This window comes from Enterobacter sp. WP_7_1, from assembly GCF_003688535.1.
GTDB classification, from domain to species: domain Bacteria; phylum Pseudomonadota; class Gammaproteobacteria; order Enterobacterales; family Enterobacteriaceae; genus Enterobacter; species Enterobacter asburiae.
Genome location: NZ_REFK01000001.1, coordinates 1,505,167 through 1,521,267 on the forward strand (window position 1 = coordinate 1,505,167; position 16,101 = coordinate 1,521,267).

The 16,101-nt window shown below is 55.3% G+C and carries 13 protein-coding genes; 6 read left to right on the forward strand and 7 right to left on the reverse strand.

Annotation, left to right across the window (positions count from 1 at the left end; genetic code table 11):
* Nucleotides 1-77: 77 nt before the first annotated feature.
* Nucleotides 78-986: a LysR family transcriptional regulator gene (locus BJ885_RS07520; protein ID WP_121931560.1), complete on the forward strand. Its 909-nt coding sequence runs from the start codon at nucleotides 78-80 to the stop codon at nucleotides 984-986.
* A gap of 268 nt (nucleotides 987-1,254) precedes the next feature.
* On the opposite strand, the gene BJ885_RS07525 is transcribed toward BJ885_RS07520, so the two are convergent.
* Entirely contained in the window at nucleotides 1,255-2,355 is a 1,101-nt protein-coding gene (locus BJ885_RS07525; protein WP_121931561.1) for an alpha/beta hydrolase, read from the reverse strand.
* 160 nt (nucleotides 2,356-2,515) lie between these two features.
* Between BJ885_RS07525 and BJ885_RS07530 the strand changes: the two genes are divergently transcribed.
* Nucleotides 2,516-3,430, forward strand: a complete 915-nt coding sequence (locus BJ885_RS07530; RefSeq protein WP_121931562.1) for an AraC family transcriptional regulator — start codon at nucleotides 2,516-2,518, stop codon at nucleotides 3,428-3,430.
* A 124-nt stretch (nucleotides 3,431-3,554) separates the two neighbouring features.
* Entirely contained in the window at nucleotides 3,555-4,139 is a 585-nt protein-coding gene (locus BJ885_RS07535; RefSeq protein WP_121931796.1) for a hypothetical protein, read from the forward strand.
* A gap of 42 nt (nucleotides 4,140-4,181) precedes the next feature.
* Here BJ885_RS07535 and silA read toward each other — a convergent pair whose 3' ends face one another.
* From silA to BJ885_RS07555, 4 genes are read right to left on the reverse strand one after another with little or no spacing between them, the layout of a single operon-like run.
* Nucleotides 4,182-7,322 carry a Cu(+)/Ag(+) efflux RND transporter permease subunit SilA gene (silA, locus tag BJ885_RS07540; protein WP_121931563.1) on the reverse strand — a complete coding sequence of 1,047 codons (3,141 nt, stop codon included), beginning with the start codon at nucleotides 7,320-7,322 and terminating at the stop codon, nucleotides 4,182-4,184.
* 10 nt (nucleotides 7,323-7,332) lie between these two features.
* Complete coding sequence (locus BJ885_RS07545) at nucleotides 7,333-8,583, reverse strand: efflux RND transporter periplasmic adaptor subunit (RefSeq protein ID WP_121931564.1); 1,251 nt, start codon at nucleotides 8,581-8,583, stop codon at nucleotides 7,333-7,335.
* 11 nt (nucleotides 8,584-8,594) lie between these two features.
* The gene (cusF, locus tag BJ885_RS07550) at nucleotides 8,595-8,936 is read right to left on the reverse strand and encodes a cation efflux system protein CusF (protein ID WP_121931565.1); all 342 of its coding nucleotides are present in this window, start codon (nucleotides 8,934-8,936) and stop codon (nucleotides 8,595-8,597) included.
* A 28-nt stretch (nucleotides 8,937-8,964) separates the two neighbouring features.
* A complete protein-coding gene (locus tag BJ885_RS07555; protein WP_121931566.1) occupies nucleotides 8,965-10,350 on the reverse strand; it encodes an efflux transporter outer membrane subunit in 1,386 nt (461 codons plus the stop codon).
* Between the two features lie 162 nt (nucleotides 10,351-10,512).
* Between BJ885_RS07555 and BJ885_RS07560 the strand changes: the two genes are divergently transcribed.
* Together BJ885_RS07560 and BJ885_RS07565 are read left to right on the forward strand one after the other, a co-directional pair.
* A complete protein-coding gene (locus tag BJ885_RS07560; RefSeq protein ID WP_032657026.1) occupies nucleotides 10,513-11,196 on the forward strand; it encodes a copper/silver response regulator transcription factor in 684 nt (227 codons plus the stop codon).
* Entirely contained in the window at nucleotides 11,186-12,640 is a 1,455-nt protein-coding gene (locus BJ885_RS07565) for a Cu(+)/Ag(+) sensor histidine kinase (protein WP_121931567.1), read from the forward strand. The genes BJ885_RS07560 and BJ885_RS07565 overlap by 11 nt, the downstream gene beginning before the upstream one ends.
* A 3-nt stretch (nucleotides 12,641-12,643) precedes the next feature.
* On the opposite strand, the gene BJ885_RS07570 is transcribed toward BJ885_RS07565, so the two are convergent.
* On the reverse strand, nucleotides 12,644-13,549 hold the full coding sequence (locus tag BJ885_RS07570) for a LysR family transcriptional regulator (protein ID WP_121931568.1): 906 nt from the start codon (nucleotides 13,547-13,549) through the stop codon (nucleotides 12,644-12,646).
* A gap of 117 nt (nucleotides 13,550-13,666) precedes the next feature.
* On the opposite strand from BJ885_RS07570, the gene BJ885_RS07575 reads away from it, so the two are divergent.
* The gene (locus tag BJ885_RS07575; RefSeq protein ID WP_121931569.1) at nucleotides 13,667-15,070 is read left to right on the forward strand and encodes an MFS transporter; all 1,404 of its coding nucleotides are present in this window, start codon (nucleotides 13,667-13,669) and stop codon (nucleotides 15,068-15,070) included.
* A 32-nt stretch (nucleotides 15,071-15,102) separates the two neighbouring features.
* Here BJ885_RS07575 and BJ885_RS07580 read toward each other — a convergent pair whose 3' ends face one another.
* Entirely contained in the window at nucleotides 15,103-16,098 is a 996-nt protein-coding gene (locus BJ885_RS07580; protein WP_121931570.1) for a DUF2891 domain-containing protein, read from the reverse strand.
* Nucleotides 16,099-16,101 lie beyond the last annotated feature (3 nt).

Below are 16,101 nucleotides of genomic sequence, written 5' to 3' on the forward strand. Positions count from 1 at the left end.
ATATCTGCTTGACATCTTAGCGGCCACACGGGCTAAATGTAATTGCATAATATAAGCCAGCAGGTATGCATATTTGTATGAAGCTAAATATTCCGTGGGAATGGTATCGCACCTTTTTGGCCGTGATGAAGGAAGGGTCACTGTCAGGAGCCGCTCGCAGGCTTGCCATTACTCAGCCAACCGCCGGACGGCATATTGCTGCGCTGGAATCAGCCCTGGGGCTTGTTTTATTTACTCGTTCGCAGACGGGATTGCAGGCCACGGATGCAGCCGTTGAGCTGAAGGGTCATGCTCAGGCGATGGAAAATACGGCCATGATGATTGAGCGGTCGGCTGCCAGCTTCAGCTCCGGCGCAACCGGATTGCGGGGCGTGGTGCGCGTCGCCGCCAGTGAAATCATCGGAACGGAGGTTCTGCCTCCCGTGATTGCACAGATAAAGGATGAATATCCGCAAATAACCGTTGAACTGGTTCTGTCTAATCGAGTTCAGGATTTACTGAATCGGGAGGCGGATATTGCCGTACGCATGGCGACGCCGGTGCAGGAGCAACTGATTGCACGTCGGATGGGAAGGGTTGAAATAGGTCTGCATGCCGCGCCAGCCTATCTGTCACGGCGTGGTGCTCCGGAAAGTATTGATGAGTTATTAACTCATACGCTTGTCGGTTTCGATAATTTAACGCCCTTTATTTTACAGGCGCTTAAACAATACCCACAGCTAAACCGCGATCTGTTTACCGTGCGGACCGACAGTGATATTGCACAATTAAACCTCATTCGCGCAGGGGCCGGTATCGGAATGTGTCAGGTACAACTGGCAGATTTTTCTCCGCCGTTGCAGAGGATAATGCCTGATTACTTTGCGTTTCATCTGGACACCTGGCTGGTGATGCATGAGGATTTACGCCACAGTCAGGCCTGTAAAACGGTGTTTGATTTTCTTGCTGAGGGTTTACAGGCTTATATCAACAGGGCAAAACGGTAAGCCACGCACTGTGAGATGATCAGCGTGACGATAGCAGCACTTGAGAAGACACACTCAGAGGCCATCAGCAACCAGGCCAACGATGCCCATAAGATGCCAGATTTCTTCTGATTCCATATTGGTGCGCATAATGTATATTATGTTAAATGCGATATAAACATCAGAGAAGAAGCCATAAACCGTTCAGTTCAGTCAAAACCCTCACAGCTGCCTTCCCTCTCACATCAATACAGTGGCCTTTTGGCCACTGTATCGGTTACTGAGGAAGTTATCTTTTATTCAGATATTTATTGAAGAATGCCGTGATGTTATCGAACGGGATCTTATCCATACGATCATATAAATCGACATGCGTGGCATCTTTAACAATCAGAAGCTCTTTTGGCTGATTTGCCGCTTCATAAGCCGTTCTGGAGAAGTAAAGCGAATGCGCTTTTTCGCCATGAATGAACAGGATTGGACGCGGAGAAATTTCCTTAATGTAAGTCATCAGCGGGAAATTCATGAAGGACATTGGCGTTGTCACGGACCATGAATTGCCAGAGTTGACGGCTCGTGGATGATATCCGCGCTTAGTCATGTAGTAGTCTGCATAGTCCACGAGGAACTGTACTTCACCGCCCTTCAGCTTGTTGTAGGCTGGCTGGTAGGCCGGTTTGCCGTTTGCCGCATCTTCCCATCGCTGTAAGCTCATCTTCTCCAGGGCCTGCTCGCGTTGCTCCGGTGTTACGCTGTCATTATAACCTTTCGACATCACGCGGCTCATATCGTACATGGTGCTGGCAACCACTGCTTTTACGCGTTTATCCACGGCAACAGCATTCAGGGCAATCCCCCCCATACCACAGATACCTATGACACCGATACGTTCACGATCCACATAAGATTGCAGTCCAATAAAATCGACTGCTGCCATAAAGTCTTCGGTATTAATATCAGGTGAAGCAATATTGCGGGGTTCCCCACTACTTTCACCGGTATAAGACGGATCAAATGCCAGCGTCACGAATCCGCGCTCGGCTAAGGTTTGCGCATAGAGACCAGAGGCCTGCTCTTTTACCGCGCCAAAAGGCCCGGAAATAACAAGTGCAGCAAGCTTCTTATTTCCGCGATCTTTTGGGAGATACACATCAGCGGCTAGCGTAATGCCGTAACGGTTTTTAAAAGTCACTTTTTGATGATCCACTTTGTCGCTCCTTGGGAAGGTTTTATCCCACGTCTGAACCAGACGCGGTGAAGAGTCTGTTGCGCCTGGTGCAGGCTGGGCGAACGCAGCTTCTGTTGAAATCAGAGCCATCGCTCCGGCAAGGAGTGCGCCATTTAAGAATCGCGTTGAAGATTTTGTCGTCATGCTATTAAAACCTTTCATTCAGTGAATTCAGGGTTGTTATTTTGGGGGGCTTTAACTAAAGGTGTTATTAAAATACTCTGCATTATTTGCCCGATCCTCTAAACCTTATGCCAAAGCGTATATTTCAGTTTTCATAACTGCTACGTTGATTACGTCGTAAAATGTGAGGCATTACAGAATGATTTCAGACAAGTCGGTTGAGAAACTACTCGGTAAGCTTTCCCGGGAGATTGCTCAGCGCACGCCCTGTACCGGTGATTTCCCTACAGCCGTAGAAGGACTGGAATTATTCCGGCGGAACGAACCCGCTTCGCCGGTGAGCTGCCTGGTCCCTCCCAGTATCGTTCTGGTAGCCGACGGCGCGAAGATCATGTGGGTTGGTGGTGAACCTTATGAATATAATGCGGAAAAATTCCTGATCACGTCACTCGACCTGCCGGCCAGCTCTGAAGTAATACAGGCGTCGGCAACCCGCCCCTGTGTCGGTGTAGCCTATAAACTTGACCAGCGCGTGCTGATGGAATTAATTGCACAGGGAAGCCTGCCGCCCGTCAAAAAACGAGAGGCGGGAACGGGTGTAGGGATCGGTACAGTTACTGATGTTTTGCTGGAGCCTTTCTGCCGCCTGCTCTCTTTGCTTGACGAGCCTCAAGCCATTCCTGTTCTCGGGCAGCTGATTCAAAGAGAGATACATTACAGGCTTTTGATGAGCGATCGGTCCGATCATATCAGGCAGATTGCCGCAGTAGACGGCCAGGGCTACCGTATAGGTAAAGCTATCGACTGGTTAAAGACCCATATCGCGTCACCTTTACGTGTCGAGGAGTTGGCAAGCCGCGTGCAAATGAGCACGCCCTCTTTCCACCAACACTTCAGGCAGCTTGCGGGAATGAGCCCGCTACGGTATCAGAAATGGCTGCGCCTCAATGAAGCCAGGCGACTGATGCTGAATGAACATTACGATGTCACCACAGCAGCCTATGCTGTCGGTTACGAAAGCCTGTCCCATTTCAGCCGGGAATATACGCGGATGTTCGGTCAATCGCCTAAGAGGGATATTACTGTGCTGAGAAAGTCAGCCGGTAAGCTTTAGTATTTCCTAAGCTGACATGTTTCACTGCGAGAATATGAAGTGATATTTCTATCACTCTATGGGCTTATTCCCTATCCTGTTCCGGCACTCAAAGAATGAGAGATACAAAACGTTGATTATTAATATGATTAAAATAGTATCCCGTCGCCTGCAACACTGTAACGAGGTGGCTACCAGCATAAGCAATGCCTCCCCGACACAGCTGCAACAGCTAAAGACTGAGTTGGCTGACGAAATGGGCAAACCTGTAGGTCTACACACCATGGGTATTCCAGCGGCGATTAGTACCCTCGGGGTGATTGTCAGTTTCGCTATTCCTCAGCTGTGGCTGGGGTATGGCATACTCGCCGGACTCAACCAACCAGCGGAACACGTATTCGTCTGGGTTGTCCTGATCGCCCTTCTGTTCGCTGGCCTTAACGGCGTGACGATGTTTATGATTGGCAAAGGCAGCATGCGCGCCGTGAGGTTACACCTTACGCTGGCGGTGATAAGCCTGGTATTAACAGCAGCCTATCTGCTGGTCGCGCTGAGCGGTAGCGCAGCTCCGGGCGTCAGTCTGACCGCGGCGCTAGTGAGTATCGGCATGCTACTGCTTAGCGGCAGCTGTATCCTTTCCACCGCCTTCTATAAGATGCTGCTGTTTACTCTGCATAATCGTGCCTGGCGCAAGCTTCTCAGCCAGACGCGTGCTAAAACAGCGCGCTAAGCGTTCATCCCGTAAAAAACCCGCCATCGCTGGCGGTTTTTTTTATGGCTTTTTATGCCTGCGCAGCCAAATTAACTTATACGCCGCAGGAATAATAAACAGCGATAACAGCGGCGCCGTGATCATCCCGCCAATCATCGGTGCCGCTATCCGGCTCATGACCTCTGACCCGGCACCGGTACCCCAAAGAATGGGCAGCAGACCGGCAATGATCACCGCGACGGTCATTGCCTTTGGCCGCACGCGCAGCACGGCGCCATGGTAAAGGGCGTCATCCAGCCCCTGTTCGGTGAACGTGTCCCGATGGGACAACGCCGGCTGTGCCTCAACGGCATGACGCAAATACATCAGCATGACTACGCCAAATTCTGCTGCCACCCCGGCCAGAGCGATAAAACCGGTGCCGGTTGCCACAGACATATGGAAGCCCTGCCAGTACAGAAACCATATTCCCCCGACCAGGGCGAACGGCAGACTCATCAGGATCAGCAGCGCTTCATCCACGCGGCGGAACGCCAGATACAGCAGAATAAAGATGATCATCACCGTCATCGGCACCATCAGCTTCAGTTTCTTGTTAGCGTGTTCGAGCAGCTCAAACTGCCCGGAGAATGAGACGCTGGTGCCCGGCCTCAGCTTTACGTTCTGGCTGATGGCCGTCTTAATGTCGTTCACCACCGACACCATATCCCTGCCGCGAGCATCGATATAAATCCAGCTCGCAGGCCGGGCATTCTCCGTTTTCAGCATCGTGGGGCCGGAAACCACGTTGATATCCACCACATCGCCCAGCGTGATCTGCTGTTTCATCGGCGTGAGGATAGGCATCTGCTTCAACGCGCTCGGGCTGTTCCGGTAGTCCTGAGGATAGCGAATATTAATCGGGTATCGGGCGACGCCTTCCACCGTTTCACCCACCGTCGCCCCGCCGATGGCCGAGGAGACGAAGAGCTGCACATCGCCCACCGTCATCCCGTAGCGGGAGGCTTTTTCCCGGTTGATATCGACATCAATGTAGCGCCCGCCCTCCAGACGTTCAGCCAGGGCAGACACCACGCCCGGCACCGTTTTGGCTACCGCCTCGATGCTCTGCGCCGTGGCGTCGATATCCGACAGAACGGTACCTGACACCTTGATACCAATCGGGCTTTTGATCCCGGTGGAAAGCATGTCTATCCGGTTACGAATGGGCGGAACCCAGAGGTTCGCCAGGCCGGGCAACCGAACGGTCTTGTCGAGTTCGTCAATAATCTTGTCAATCGTCATGCCGGGCCGCCACTCATTCTCAGGTTTGAGCTGAATGGTGGTTTCCACCATTTCGAGCGGCGCGGAATCCGTAGCCGTTTCGGCCTTACCCGTCTTGCCGAAAACAGAGGCCACCTCAGGCACGGTTTTGATGAGTTTGTCCGTGGTCTGCAGGAGCGCCGCCGCTTCTGCCGGAGAGACGCCCGGCAACGTTGACGGCATATACAACAGATCGCCTTCGTTGATCTTCGGTAAAAACTCGCCGCCCACCTGACTGAGAGGCCAGATCACCGTGAAGATGGATAAGGCCGCAACCAGAAGGGTTGTTTTTGGCCAGTGGAGCACCTTAATCAGTAGCGGATGGTAGGCTTTAATCAGCAGCCTGTTCAGTGGGTTACTGGTCTCAGCGGGAATTTTACCCCGGATCCAGAACCCCATCAGGATGGGGATAACGATGATGGCCAGCGCGGCCGCGCCCGCCATGGAGTACGTTTTGGTGAAGGCCAGCGGACCAAACAGCCGCCCTTCCTGACCCTCAAGGGTAAAGACAGGAATGAAGGATAAGGTGATGATCAGCAGGCTGATAAACAGCGCGGGGCCAACCTCGACAGAGGCGTTGGTGATCACCTTCCAGCGGGTGGCGTTATCAATCTGCTCTCCCGGATGCTGGCGATCCCACTCTTCCAGCCGTTTGTGCGCGTTTTCAATCATGACGATGGCGGCATCCACCATCGCGCCGACCGCAATGGCAATGCCACCCAGCGACATGATATTGGCGTTCATCCCCTGGAAATGCATGACGATAAAGGCAATACACAGGCCAAGCGGCAGAGAGATAATCGCGACCAGCGCAGAGCGGACGTGCCACAGGAACAGGGCGCAGACGATGGCCACCACGATAAACTCTTCGAGCAGTTTAGAACTCAGGTTGTCGATTGCCCGATCGATTAGCTGACTGCGATCGTAGGTCGTCACAATCTCAACGCCTTCCGGCAGGCTGGCCTTCAGCGTCTCCAGCTTATCTTTCACCGCCGTAATGACCTCGCGCGCATTTTTGCCCGAACGCAGGATCACCACGCCGCCCGCAACTTCCCCCTGCCCGTTCAGCTCGGCAATACCGCGCCGCATTTCAGGCCCCGTTTGAACGCGGGCGATATCTCGAAGGTAAATCGGTACCCCGTTTTCTCCGGTTTTCAGGACAATGTTATTGAAATCGTCCATCGTCTGCAGATAGCCGCTGGCCCGGACCATATACTCCGCTTCCGCCATTTCAACTGACGATCCCCCCGCCTCCTGGTTAGACGACTCAAGGGCCTGCTTAACCTCCGGCAGGCTAATGCCGTACTGAGCCAGTTTTAACGGGTTAACCTGGATCTGATACTGCTTCACCACGCCGCCGACGGAGGCCACTTCGGCCACGTTCGGGATAGTTTTCAATTCAAATTTCAGGAACCAGTCCTGCAATGAGCGCAACTCAGCGAGATCGTGTTTTCCGCTGCGATCCACCAGCGCATACTCAAATATCCAGCCCACGCCCGTGGCATCAGGACCAATTTCAGAGCTCACGCCGGCAGGCAGCTTGCCCTGAACCTGGTTCAGATACTCCAGCACGCGCGAACGGGCCCAGTACAGATCGGTGCCGTCTTCAAAAATGACGTACACGTACGAATCACCAAACTGCGAAAAACCGCGCACGGTCTTTGCGCCGGGAACCGACAGCATGGTGGTCGTCAGTGGATAGGTGACCTGGTTTTCAACAATCTGCGGAGCCTGGCCGGGATAGCTGGTTTTGATAATCACCTGCACGTCAGAGAGATCGGGCAAGGCATCGACTGGCGTGTTAATAATCGTCCAGGTGCCCCAGACGCTGAGGAACAGCGCCCCCATCATGACCAGGAAACGGTTGGCGACCGACCGCCGGATAATCCATTCAATCATCATCGTCTCCTTAATGGCCAGAGTGCGCGTCGTCAGCGGCTTCAGCGTGACGCATGCGCTCCAGCGCGCCGGTAATATTGGCCTCCGAGTCAATCAGGAACAGACCGCTGACCACTACCGACTCCCCCTCTTCCAGTCCGCTACCAATGCCGGACTGCTGCTGAGATTCATGCAGAACGTGGATCCTTTTCGGTACAAAATTCCCGTCCGCATCGACGGTAATCACGCGCTGTTCTTTACCGGTATCGATAACGGCCTGGGAGGGGATCAGCAGCATTTCCTGGCTTTGGGTATTCAGCTTCAGGTAGGCGTTCATGCCCGGTTTAAGCAGCTCATCCTTGTTATCGACCTGCAGGCGCACCTGCAGCGTACGGGTGGTTGGATCCACGCTCGGCAGAAGACTCCATTTTTCAACCGGGAAGGATTTATCCGGATAAGCCGGTATCGAAACAGCAAACTGCGAGGTCTCTTTCAGCAGATAAGCAATAGACTCAGGCACTGCCGCGCCGATCCAGACCGGATCCATTCCCTGAATTTGCGCTACCACCTTATCTTTGGAAATATTCATGCCGGTACGCAGATCAAAGGCCGTGATCGCACCGTTGATCGGCGCCCTGATGGTAAACCGGGTCTGAATAGTACGGGTCGCACGCAGCCTCTGAATATCGTCATCCGGCATACCCGCCAGCCGAAGCCGTTCCAGAACCCCTTTAATTTGCGTCGGCGTTCCGCCGGTGCCGGATAACAGCAGAAACTCGCTCTGCGCCTCGACCCAGTCAGGAATGGTAATATCAATAAGCGGCGTGCCTTTCTTCACCTTATCGCCCGTCGTCAGCGGGTACACTTTCTCCACGAAGCCTTCCGCGCGCGCCTGCACAATGACAAACTGATAGTCGTTATAGCTGACGTTAGCCGGGATCGTCTGGGCATAGTTCAGCGTTCCGCGCGTCACCTTTTGCGTTTTTAATCCCAGGTTCTGAACCTGGGTCGGATCAATACGGATACCGGCACTGCTTTTACTGTCGTTTTCATCCGCATATTTCGGCACCAGATCCATATCCATAAACGGCGATTTGCTGGGCTTATCGAATTTCACGTCTGGCTTCATTGGGTCATACCAGAAAAGCACCTTTCTTTCTGGTGCGCTATTTTCCGTTTTCTCAGATGAATGAATCGCCTGCCATGCCGTTACCGATATCAGCCCTCCCGCAATAAGGCTGCTGACTATCATGGCAGCATATTTTATTTTTAATGAGGCCATGCCGTTTCTCGCTATTTAATGCTCTTGAGTAAAGAGAGATTGCCCTGCTGAACAAACGAGAAATTCACGTGACTGCCGACTTTTAAAGAATTAATACTCTCGTCAGCCTGAATAAAGGTGAAACGCATGGTCATCGCGGGCCAGCCAATTTCCGGGATGGCTTCATGGGAGATCGTGACTTTTTTATTTTTGAAATCAATGTCCTTCACGATGCCGGTTCCTGTGATGAGCTGCTCTGAGGTCCCTTCGCTGGCAGCACTCATCATTTCGTGCTGATGAACCTCAGCCTGGAGGCCGGCAGAAAACACAATGGAGATCGCACCAAATACGACGGCCTTAAGTGAATTGCGCATGGTTTTTTTCCTGTTTAATTAAATAACGTTATTCGACCCAACCGCCGCCGAGCGCGGTGAAGAGATTAATTTCATTAACCTGCCGGGCATAAATAAGGTCGAGAATATTTTGCTGAGTGGAGAAAAGAGAACGTTCCGCGTCAAGCACTTCGATATAGCTGACAGCGCCGCTGGAATATAGCCCTCCGGCCCGCTGCTGGGTGATGCGTAGCGAATCAAGATACCGCTGCTGTGCAGCAAGCTGCTGGTTAATGCTGTCTCGCAGCGCGAGCGCGTCGGCAACCTGTTTGAAGGCGGACTGAATTTTTTGTTCGTAATTCACAACCGACTGCTGCTGGCGAATTTCGGCCAGCTTAAGGTTGGCCTTATTTCTGCCCGCATTAAAAATGGGAATTTCAATTTTAGGAATAAAATTCCACATCCCGCTCCCTGACGTGAACAGGCTGGACAACTCCGTGCTGCCGGTTGAAAGCCCGCTGGTGAGAGATATGGACGGGAAAAAGGCGGCGCGCGCCGCGCCGATATTCGCATCGGCCGCTTTAAGCTGATACTCCGCCTCCATAATATCCGGACGCTGCAGCAGTATCGCGGAGGAAAGATGAGGAGGCAGTTTTACCGGCGCAACGTCGCTGGCGTTCATGCCGCCGTCACCCGGCAGCGCGCGATAGGTGCCGAGGACCAGCTGCAGGGCATTATTGGCCTGCGCCAGCTCCCCCTCTCTTTTGGCTATATCTGCCCGCGTGCTTTCGATCTGTCCCCGGGCCTGTTCCAGCGCCAGGACGTTCGTACTGCCCGTCACCAGCTGCTGCTCAACGAATGCATAAGACTGCCGGTAATTGTTCAGCGTATCCCGCGCGATACGCAGCTGTTTATACGCCAGCTGCTGGTTGAAATAGCTCTGCGACACGTTAGAGACGAGCAGGATATGCACCGCGCGACGGGCCTCTTCGCTGGCGTAAAAGTTTTGTCGGTCGGCATCGCTCATGTTCTTCAGCTTGCCGAAGAAATCGAGTTCATAGCTAAGCGCAAGGCCCGCGTCGTACTGCTGCGCGGTGGGGTTGTCACTTTTCAGCCCGCCGCTGTACGTGATGCCCGAGGAGGCATTCAGCTGAGGATAGCGATCCGCATCCGTCACGTTGAACTGCGCCCGGGCTTCCTCGACCTTCAGGGCGGCCATTTTCAGATCGCGATTGTTTTTCAGGGCTTCCGTAATCAGCCCCGCAACCTGAGGATCGACGAAAAAGTTGCGCCAGCCGGTGTCCTGATACCCCGCCGCCGCGGGCGTCAGGCCGTTACGGGAGAGCGAAAACAGCCGGGGGACAGGTGCTTCCGGCCGCTGGTACTCCGGAGCCAGCGAGACGCAGCCTGCCAGAATAAATACCGTGCTGATGCTAAGTCGTTTTAACAGGAACATAACGGTTCAAATGAAGTCCAGAGTAGTTTTAGGGTTACTCTACGGAACGCATCCTGTTTGACGGGTGACAGGATAATGACAATGTTGTCATTTTTGGCGTAAGTCATTGTTAACGGTCGCAGGCTCACTAGAATGTCATCAGCAGCCAGTCAGGGGAGCATGATGAAAATACTGATCGTCGAAGACGAAATTAAAACCGGTGAGTACCTGAGCAAGGGGCTGACTGAAGCGGGGTTTGTGGTGGACCACGCGGATAACGGCCTGAACGGCTACCATCTCGCCATGACCGCTGAATACGATCTGCTGATTCTGGATATCATGCTGCCCGATGTGAACGGCTGGGACATTGTCCGCATGCTCCGCTCTGCCGGTAAAGGGATGCCCATCCTGTTACTCACGGCTCTCGGCACGATTGAACACCGGGTTAAAGGGCTTGAGCTGGGCGCGGATGATTATCTGATTAAGCCTTTCGCCTTTGCAGAGCTGCTCGCCCGGGTAAGGACGCTGTTAAGACGCGGAAATACGGTGATCGCGGAAAGCCAGCTTCAGGTGGCAGACCTGACGGTTGACCTCGTGTCGAGAAAGGTAAGCCGGGCCGGAAGCCGTATCTCGTTAACCAGCAAAGAGTTCAGCCTGCTGGAGTTTTTCATGCGTCATCAGGGAGAGGTGCTTCCCCGCTCCCTGATTGCCTCCCAGGTGTGGGACATGAATTTTGACAGCGACACAAACGCGATTGACGTGGCGGTAAAGCGGCTTCGCGCGAAAATCGATAACGATTATGAACCGAAGCTGATCCAGACGGTGCGTGGCGTGGGCTATATGCTGGAGGTACCGGATGCGCGTTAAGCTTGCCAGGCGCCCCTTTTCTCTTGCCCTGCGGCTGACCTTTTTTATCAGCCTCTCCACGATACTGGCCTTTTTCGCCTTTACCTGGTTTATGCTGCATTCCGTTGAAAAGCACTTCGCCGAGCAGGATATCAGCGACCTGCAGCAAATCAGCACCGCGATGCACCGCATACTGCAGTCTCCGGTCGATCCTGACCAAAAGAAAATCAGCAAGATCAAAGAGTCGATGGCCAGCTACCGCAACGTTGCCGTCCTGCTTCTGGATCCGCAGGGAAATACCCTGTTCAGCTCGGCGCAAGGGGCGGCACTGCGCCCTGCGATGAACACGGCGGATTTTAGCGAACACCGCCGCACACGGGATGTGTTTCTCTGGACGGTTGAAGACCCTGCCGAAAACATGCACGCCGGGTCCGACATGAAAATGGAAACGTACCGGATTATCGCCTCTTCAGGCACGGCGACGCTGCAGGGCAAAACGCAGAACTATGTCATGCTGATCGGGCTCTCCATTAATTTTCATCTGCACTACCTTGAGGCGCTGAAAAAGAATCTCCTGATGATTGCTGCGGCGATCAGCCTGCTGATTATTCTTGTCATTCGCATCGCGGTTCGTCAGGGACATTTGCCCCTGCGTAACGTCAGCAACGCCATTAAAAATATCACCTCAGAAAATCTGGACGCGCGGCTGGAGCCGTCCCGCGTGCCCGTTGAGCTGGAACAGCTGGTCATCTCCTTCAACCATATGATCGAAAAGATTGAAGACGTCTTTACCCGCCAGGCGAATTTTTCCGCCGATATCGCGCATGAAATCAGAACGCCCATCACCAACCTGGTGACGCAAACGGAAATCGCGCTGAGCCAGAACCGCTCGCAGAAAGAGCTGGAAGATGTTCTGTACTCCAGCCTTGAAGAGTACAACCGGATGACCCGGATGGTCAGCGACATGCTTTTCCTGGCGCAGGCGGATAATAACCAGCTGATCCCTGACCGGGTGATGTTTGATTTAAGTGCGGAGGTCATGAAAGTCTTCGATTTCTTCGAAGCCTGGGCGGAAGAACGCAACGTTACGCTGAAATTTAACGGGATGCCCTGCCTGATAGAAGGCGATCCGCAGATGTTCAGAAGAGCAGTAAATAATCTGCTCTCCAATGCCCTGCGCTATACGCCAGCCGGGAAAGCGGTGACGGTTTCCATCAGAAATCAGGCTAACGACGTTGAACTGATGATAGAAAATCCCGGTAAGCCGATCCCTCAGGAACATCTGGCAAAGCTGTTTGACCGTTTCTATCGCGTCGACCCGTCCAGACAGCGCAAAGGCGAAGGCAGCGGGATCGGGCTTGCCATCGTGAAGTCCATCGTCACCGCGCACCACGGGAAAGTCCGGGTAGAATCGGATGCGGTATCGACGCGCTTCACCCTCTCCGTGCCGGGAAAAGCGGTCTGAGCGTCAGCGCACGGCCCGACACACTTCCAGTACCTTTTCCCTGAGCCATCGATGCCCCGGGTCCCGCTCCATACGCGGATGCCACATCTGTGACACCGTAATGGTCCGGGTTTTAAACGGCAGCTCAAAGACGTGTACGCGCTCGTTCATCGGCTGATTGAGCAGATACAGCGCCGGCACCATGGCAATCAGATCGGACGCCAGCGCCACGGATAGCGCCGTCGGAAATCCGGGCACCACGCTGGCGACCTTGCGCTTCATCCCCCGTTCCGCCAGCGCGTCATCGACAAACCCGTGTAACGATCCGTCCGGTGAGGCCACCACGTGGCCCCACGCGACATAATCGGCAAGGCTGACGTCAGGCCGTAATGACAGCGGATGCCCCTTGCGCACCGCGCCAACAAACCGATCCTGAAAGAGCCTTTGCAGCCGTATTTCAGGCCCCATATTGCTCTGCACGCCGATCTCCAGGTCGACCAGCCCCTCGCGCAAATAGCGCGACGTTTTTTCAGGTTTCGGCGAGAAGCGGATGCACACCTCGGGCGCAACGCTCGCCACCGCCGCAATAAGCAGCGGCCCAAACGCCACCACAAAACCGTCGTTGGCTCTGATGGTGAACAGCCGCTCGAGACTTTCCACCTTCAGCGCGTCGGTGGAGGGCTGTAGCACAGCCCTCGCCTCATGCACGGCGCTTCTGGCGCGGTCCCTCGTGGCTTCGGCCCAGGGCGTCAGCACCATATGACGCCCGGCCCGCACCAGAATAGGATCGCCGGTCACCTCCCGCAGCCTGCTCAGGGTGCGGCTCATGGCGGAGGTGCTGAGATTCAAACGCCGCGCCGCGCCCGCCACGCTGGCTTCGGCCAGCAGAACGTCGAGCGCAACCAGAAGGTTAAAGTCAGGATCGGCCACGATGACTCCTTAGATAAGGCGTTATATGCAACGATTAAGTGCAGCTGATGCGTCTTCCGCCCTGTATACCGCATGATTATAGTTTCGTCATCACTATTCTTATCTGGAGTAACGACGATGACGCTATTTTCAAACCTGCCCGGCGATGAAGGCTTACCCGGCCATGAACGCGCCCGGGTCATGGCCGCCGTCATGACCACCACGCTGATGGGCGTCTTTGACGGCACCATGATCAACATCGCGCTGCCCTCCATGGCAAAATCGATGCAGGTCCCCGCGAACGTGGCGGTCTGGTTCGCCAACGGTTACCTGCTGTCAGCGGCAATGACGTTAGCCCTCTTCGCGGCGCTGGCGGCGCGCGTGGGCTATCGCCCGGTGTTTCTTGCCGGGCTTGCCACCTTTACGCTCACCTCGCTCGGCTGCGCGCTGGCAGCAACCCCGGAAATGTTAACCGGCATGCGTATTCTGCAGGGTATCGGCGGTGCGGCCACCCTGAGTATTGCCCCGGCGATCCTGCGCTCCGTTTTTCCGGGTCGACTGCTTGGCCGCATTCTGGGGCTGCACGCCCTGCTTATCGCTTCCAGCACGGCGATTGCCCCCGTGCTGGGTGGAACCATACTGGACGCGCTGAGCTGGCAGTGGCTGTTCGCCATTAACATTGTTCCGGGCAGCGTTGCCCTGCTGCTGGCGTGGCGGGCCTTGCCGCGGGAAACGGCCGTTGACCGCTCGCCCTTTGACGCGCCGGGCGCCGTGCTCTCCGCCGCGCTGTTAGGTTCGGCGATTATGCTGGCCGACAGCCTTCAGCGCGTGACGCAACACATTAGCCAGGAGACCCTCGGCTGGGGGATTCTTACGCTGACCAGCGCCCTCGCCTTTATCTGGCGGATTCGGCGCGCGCAAAGTCCCATACTGCCGCCCGTCATGTTCAAAAACGGACGCTTTACCCTCGCAGCCCTGACCTCGCTGGCCTCGTTTGTCAGTCAGGGCATCACCTTTGTCGCGCTGCCGTTCCTGTTTCAGAGCGTGTATGGCTACAGCCCGGTGGTCTCCGCGCTGCTGTTCACCCCGTGGCCAATTGGTATCGTGCTGATTGCACCGCACGCGGGACGCTGGGCAGATACGATTTCCGCGCCGCTGATCTCGACAGTCGGGCTGATGATTTTTGTCTGTGGGCTGGTCCTGCTGGCGACGTTGCCGGACAATCCTTCCGCATGGAATATCTGCCTGCGCAGTCTGGTTTGCGGGATTGGGTTTGGCTGCTTCCAGAGCCCCAATAACCGGGAGATGCTCTCTAACGTGGCGCGGGAATATGCCAGCTACGCCTCAGGCGTGTTGTCGATTATGAGGACATTCGGCCAGTGTCTCGGTGCCGCCGCGGTGGGGGTGCTGCTGGCCGCGACGACGGGATGGGACCATCAACGTGCCATCCAGGTTGCACTGTGGATAGCCGTAATAGCTTCGACGGGATCGGTGTTGTTTAGCCTGAGCAGGCTGCGCCCTGCGGTGCGGGCATCAGCGTAAACCGGCTGCGCCTTGCGGCGCAGCGCGTTTGTTTACTCCAGCGCCAGCAGCGCAAAGCTCGCCAGCCAGTGCCCGCCGCTGTAGTGGCTGCCGACCACGTGCTCAACGCTTGCCGACAGGTGTTTCGCCACCGCCTCGCGCAGCGGCTGCTGCGCCGGATGGTTAGCGGGAAGCGCTTTAGCAATATGCTTCATGCACCAGGCGCGGCTGAGGTTTAACCCGTCGAGATGGGCAATTTTCGGGTCGGTACGGTCGCTCACTTCCGCCGGGTTCATCAGCGCCGCAATGGAGCCCACCACCGGGAGAAACGCGTCAAACCAGGCCGGGAAGCTCTCCGACACCTTGCTCATCAGCAGCGCTTCCGTCAGCGCGCCGGAAATGTACTCATCCCCGCCGGGCTCGTAGTGGGCCGGATAGCGCGTGTCCGCGAGATAAAACCGCTCCGCCGCCGTGACAATCGCCTGCTCAAGCGCGCTATCTTCGACGGCTCGGGCATAGTCCAGCCCCAGCGCGAGGGCAAACGCGGTGTTGTAGTGCGTACCGACGCGGATCGGATAGGTGAGCTTGCTGAGGTAATCCACCAGCCGGTTACGAATATCCCGAGTTAACGGCTCAAGCGTCCGGTACCAGCCTGCAGCCTGCGGCAGCGAAGACTGTTTTAGCTCCTGGGCCAGCGCCAGCAGCCAGCCGTAGCCATACGGGCGCTCAAACGAGGCGCGGAACGGCGCGGTGAAATAGGCCAGCTCCTTCGCCACGTTATCTTCCGTCAGGTGCTCGTCGAAAAGCGCGACGATCGCGTCCCGGCTCGGCAGTTCCGGATAGAGTCGCACGCAGCGCAGCAGCAGCCAGTAGCCGTGCACCGCTGAATGCCAGTCAAAACAGCCGTAGAAAATCGGGTGCAGTTCGCGAGGCGGCAGCACGTCGCCATCATCATTCAGCAGATGCATGATGTGGTTCGGGTATTCCTGGCGCAAATAGGTCAAAGGCATGCGGGCAAACGCGTCAGCCTGATGTTGCGTTAATTCCATAAC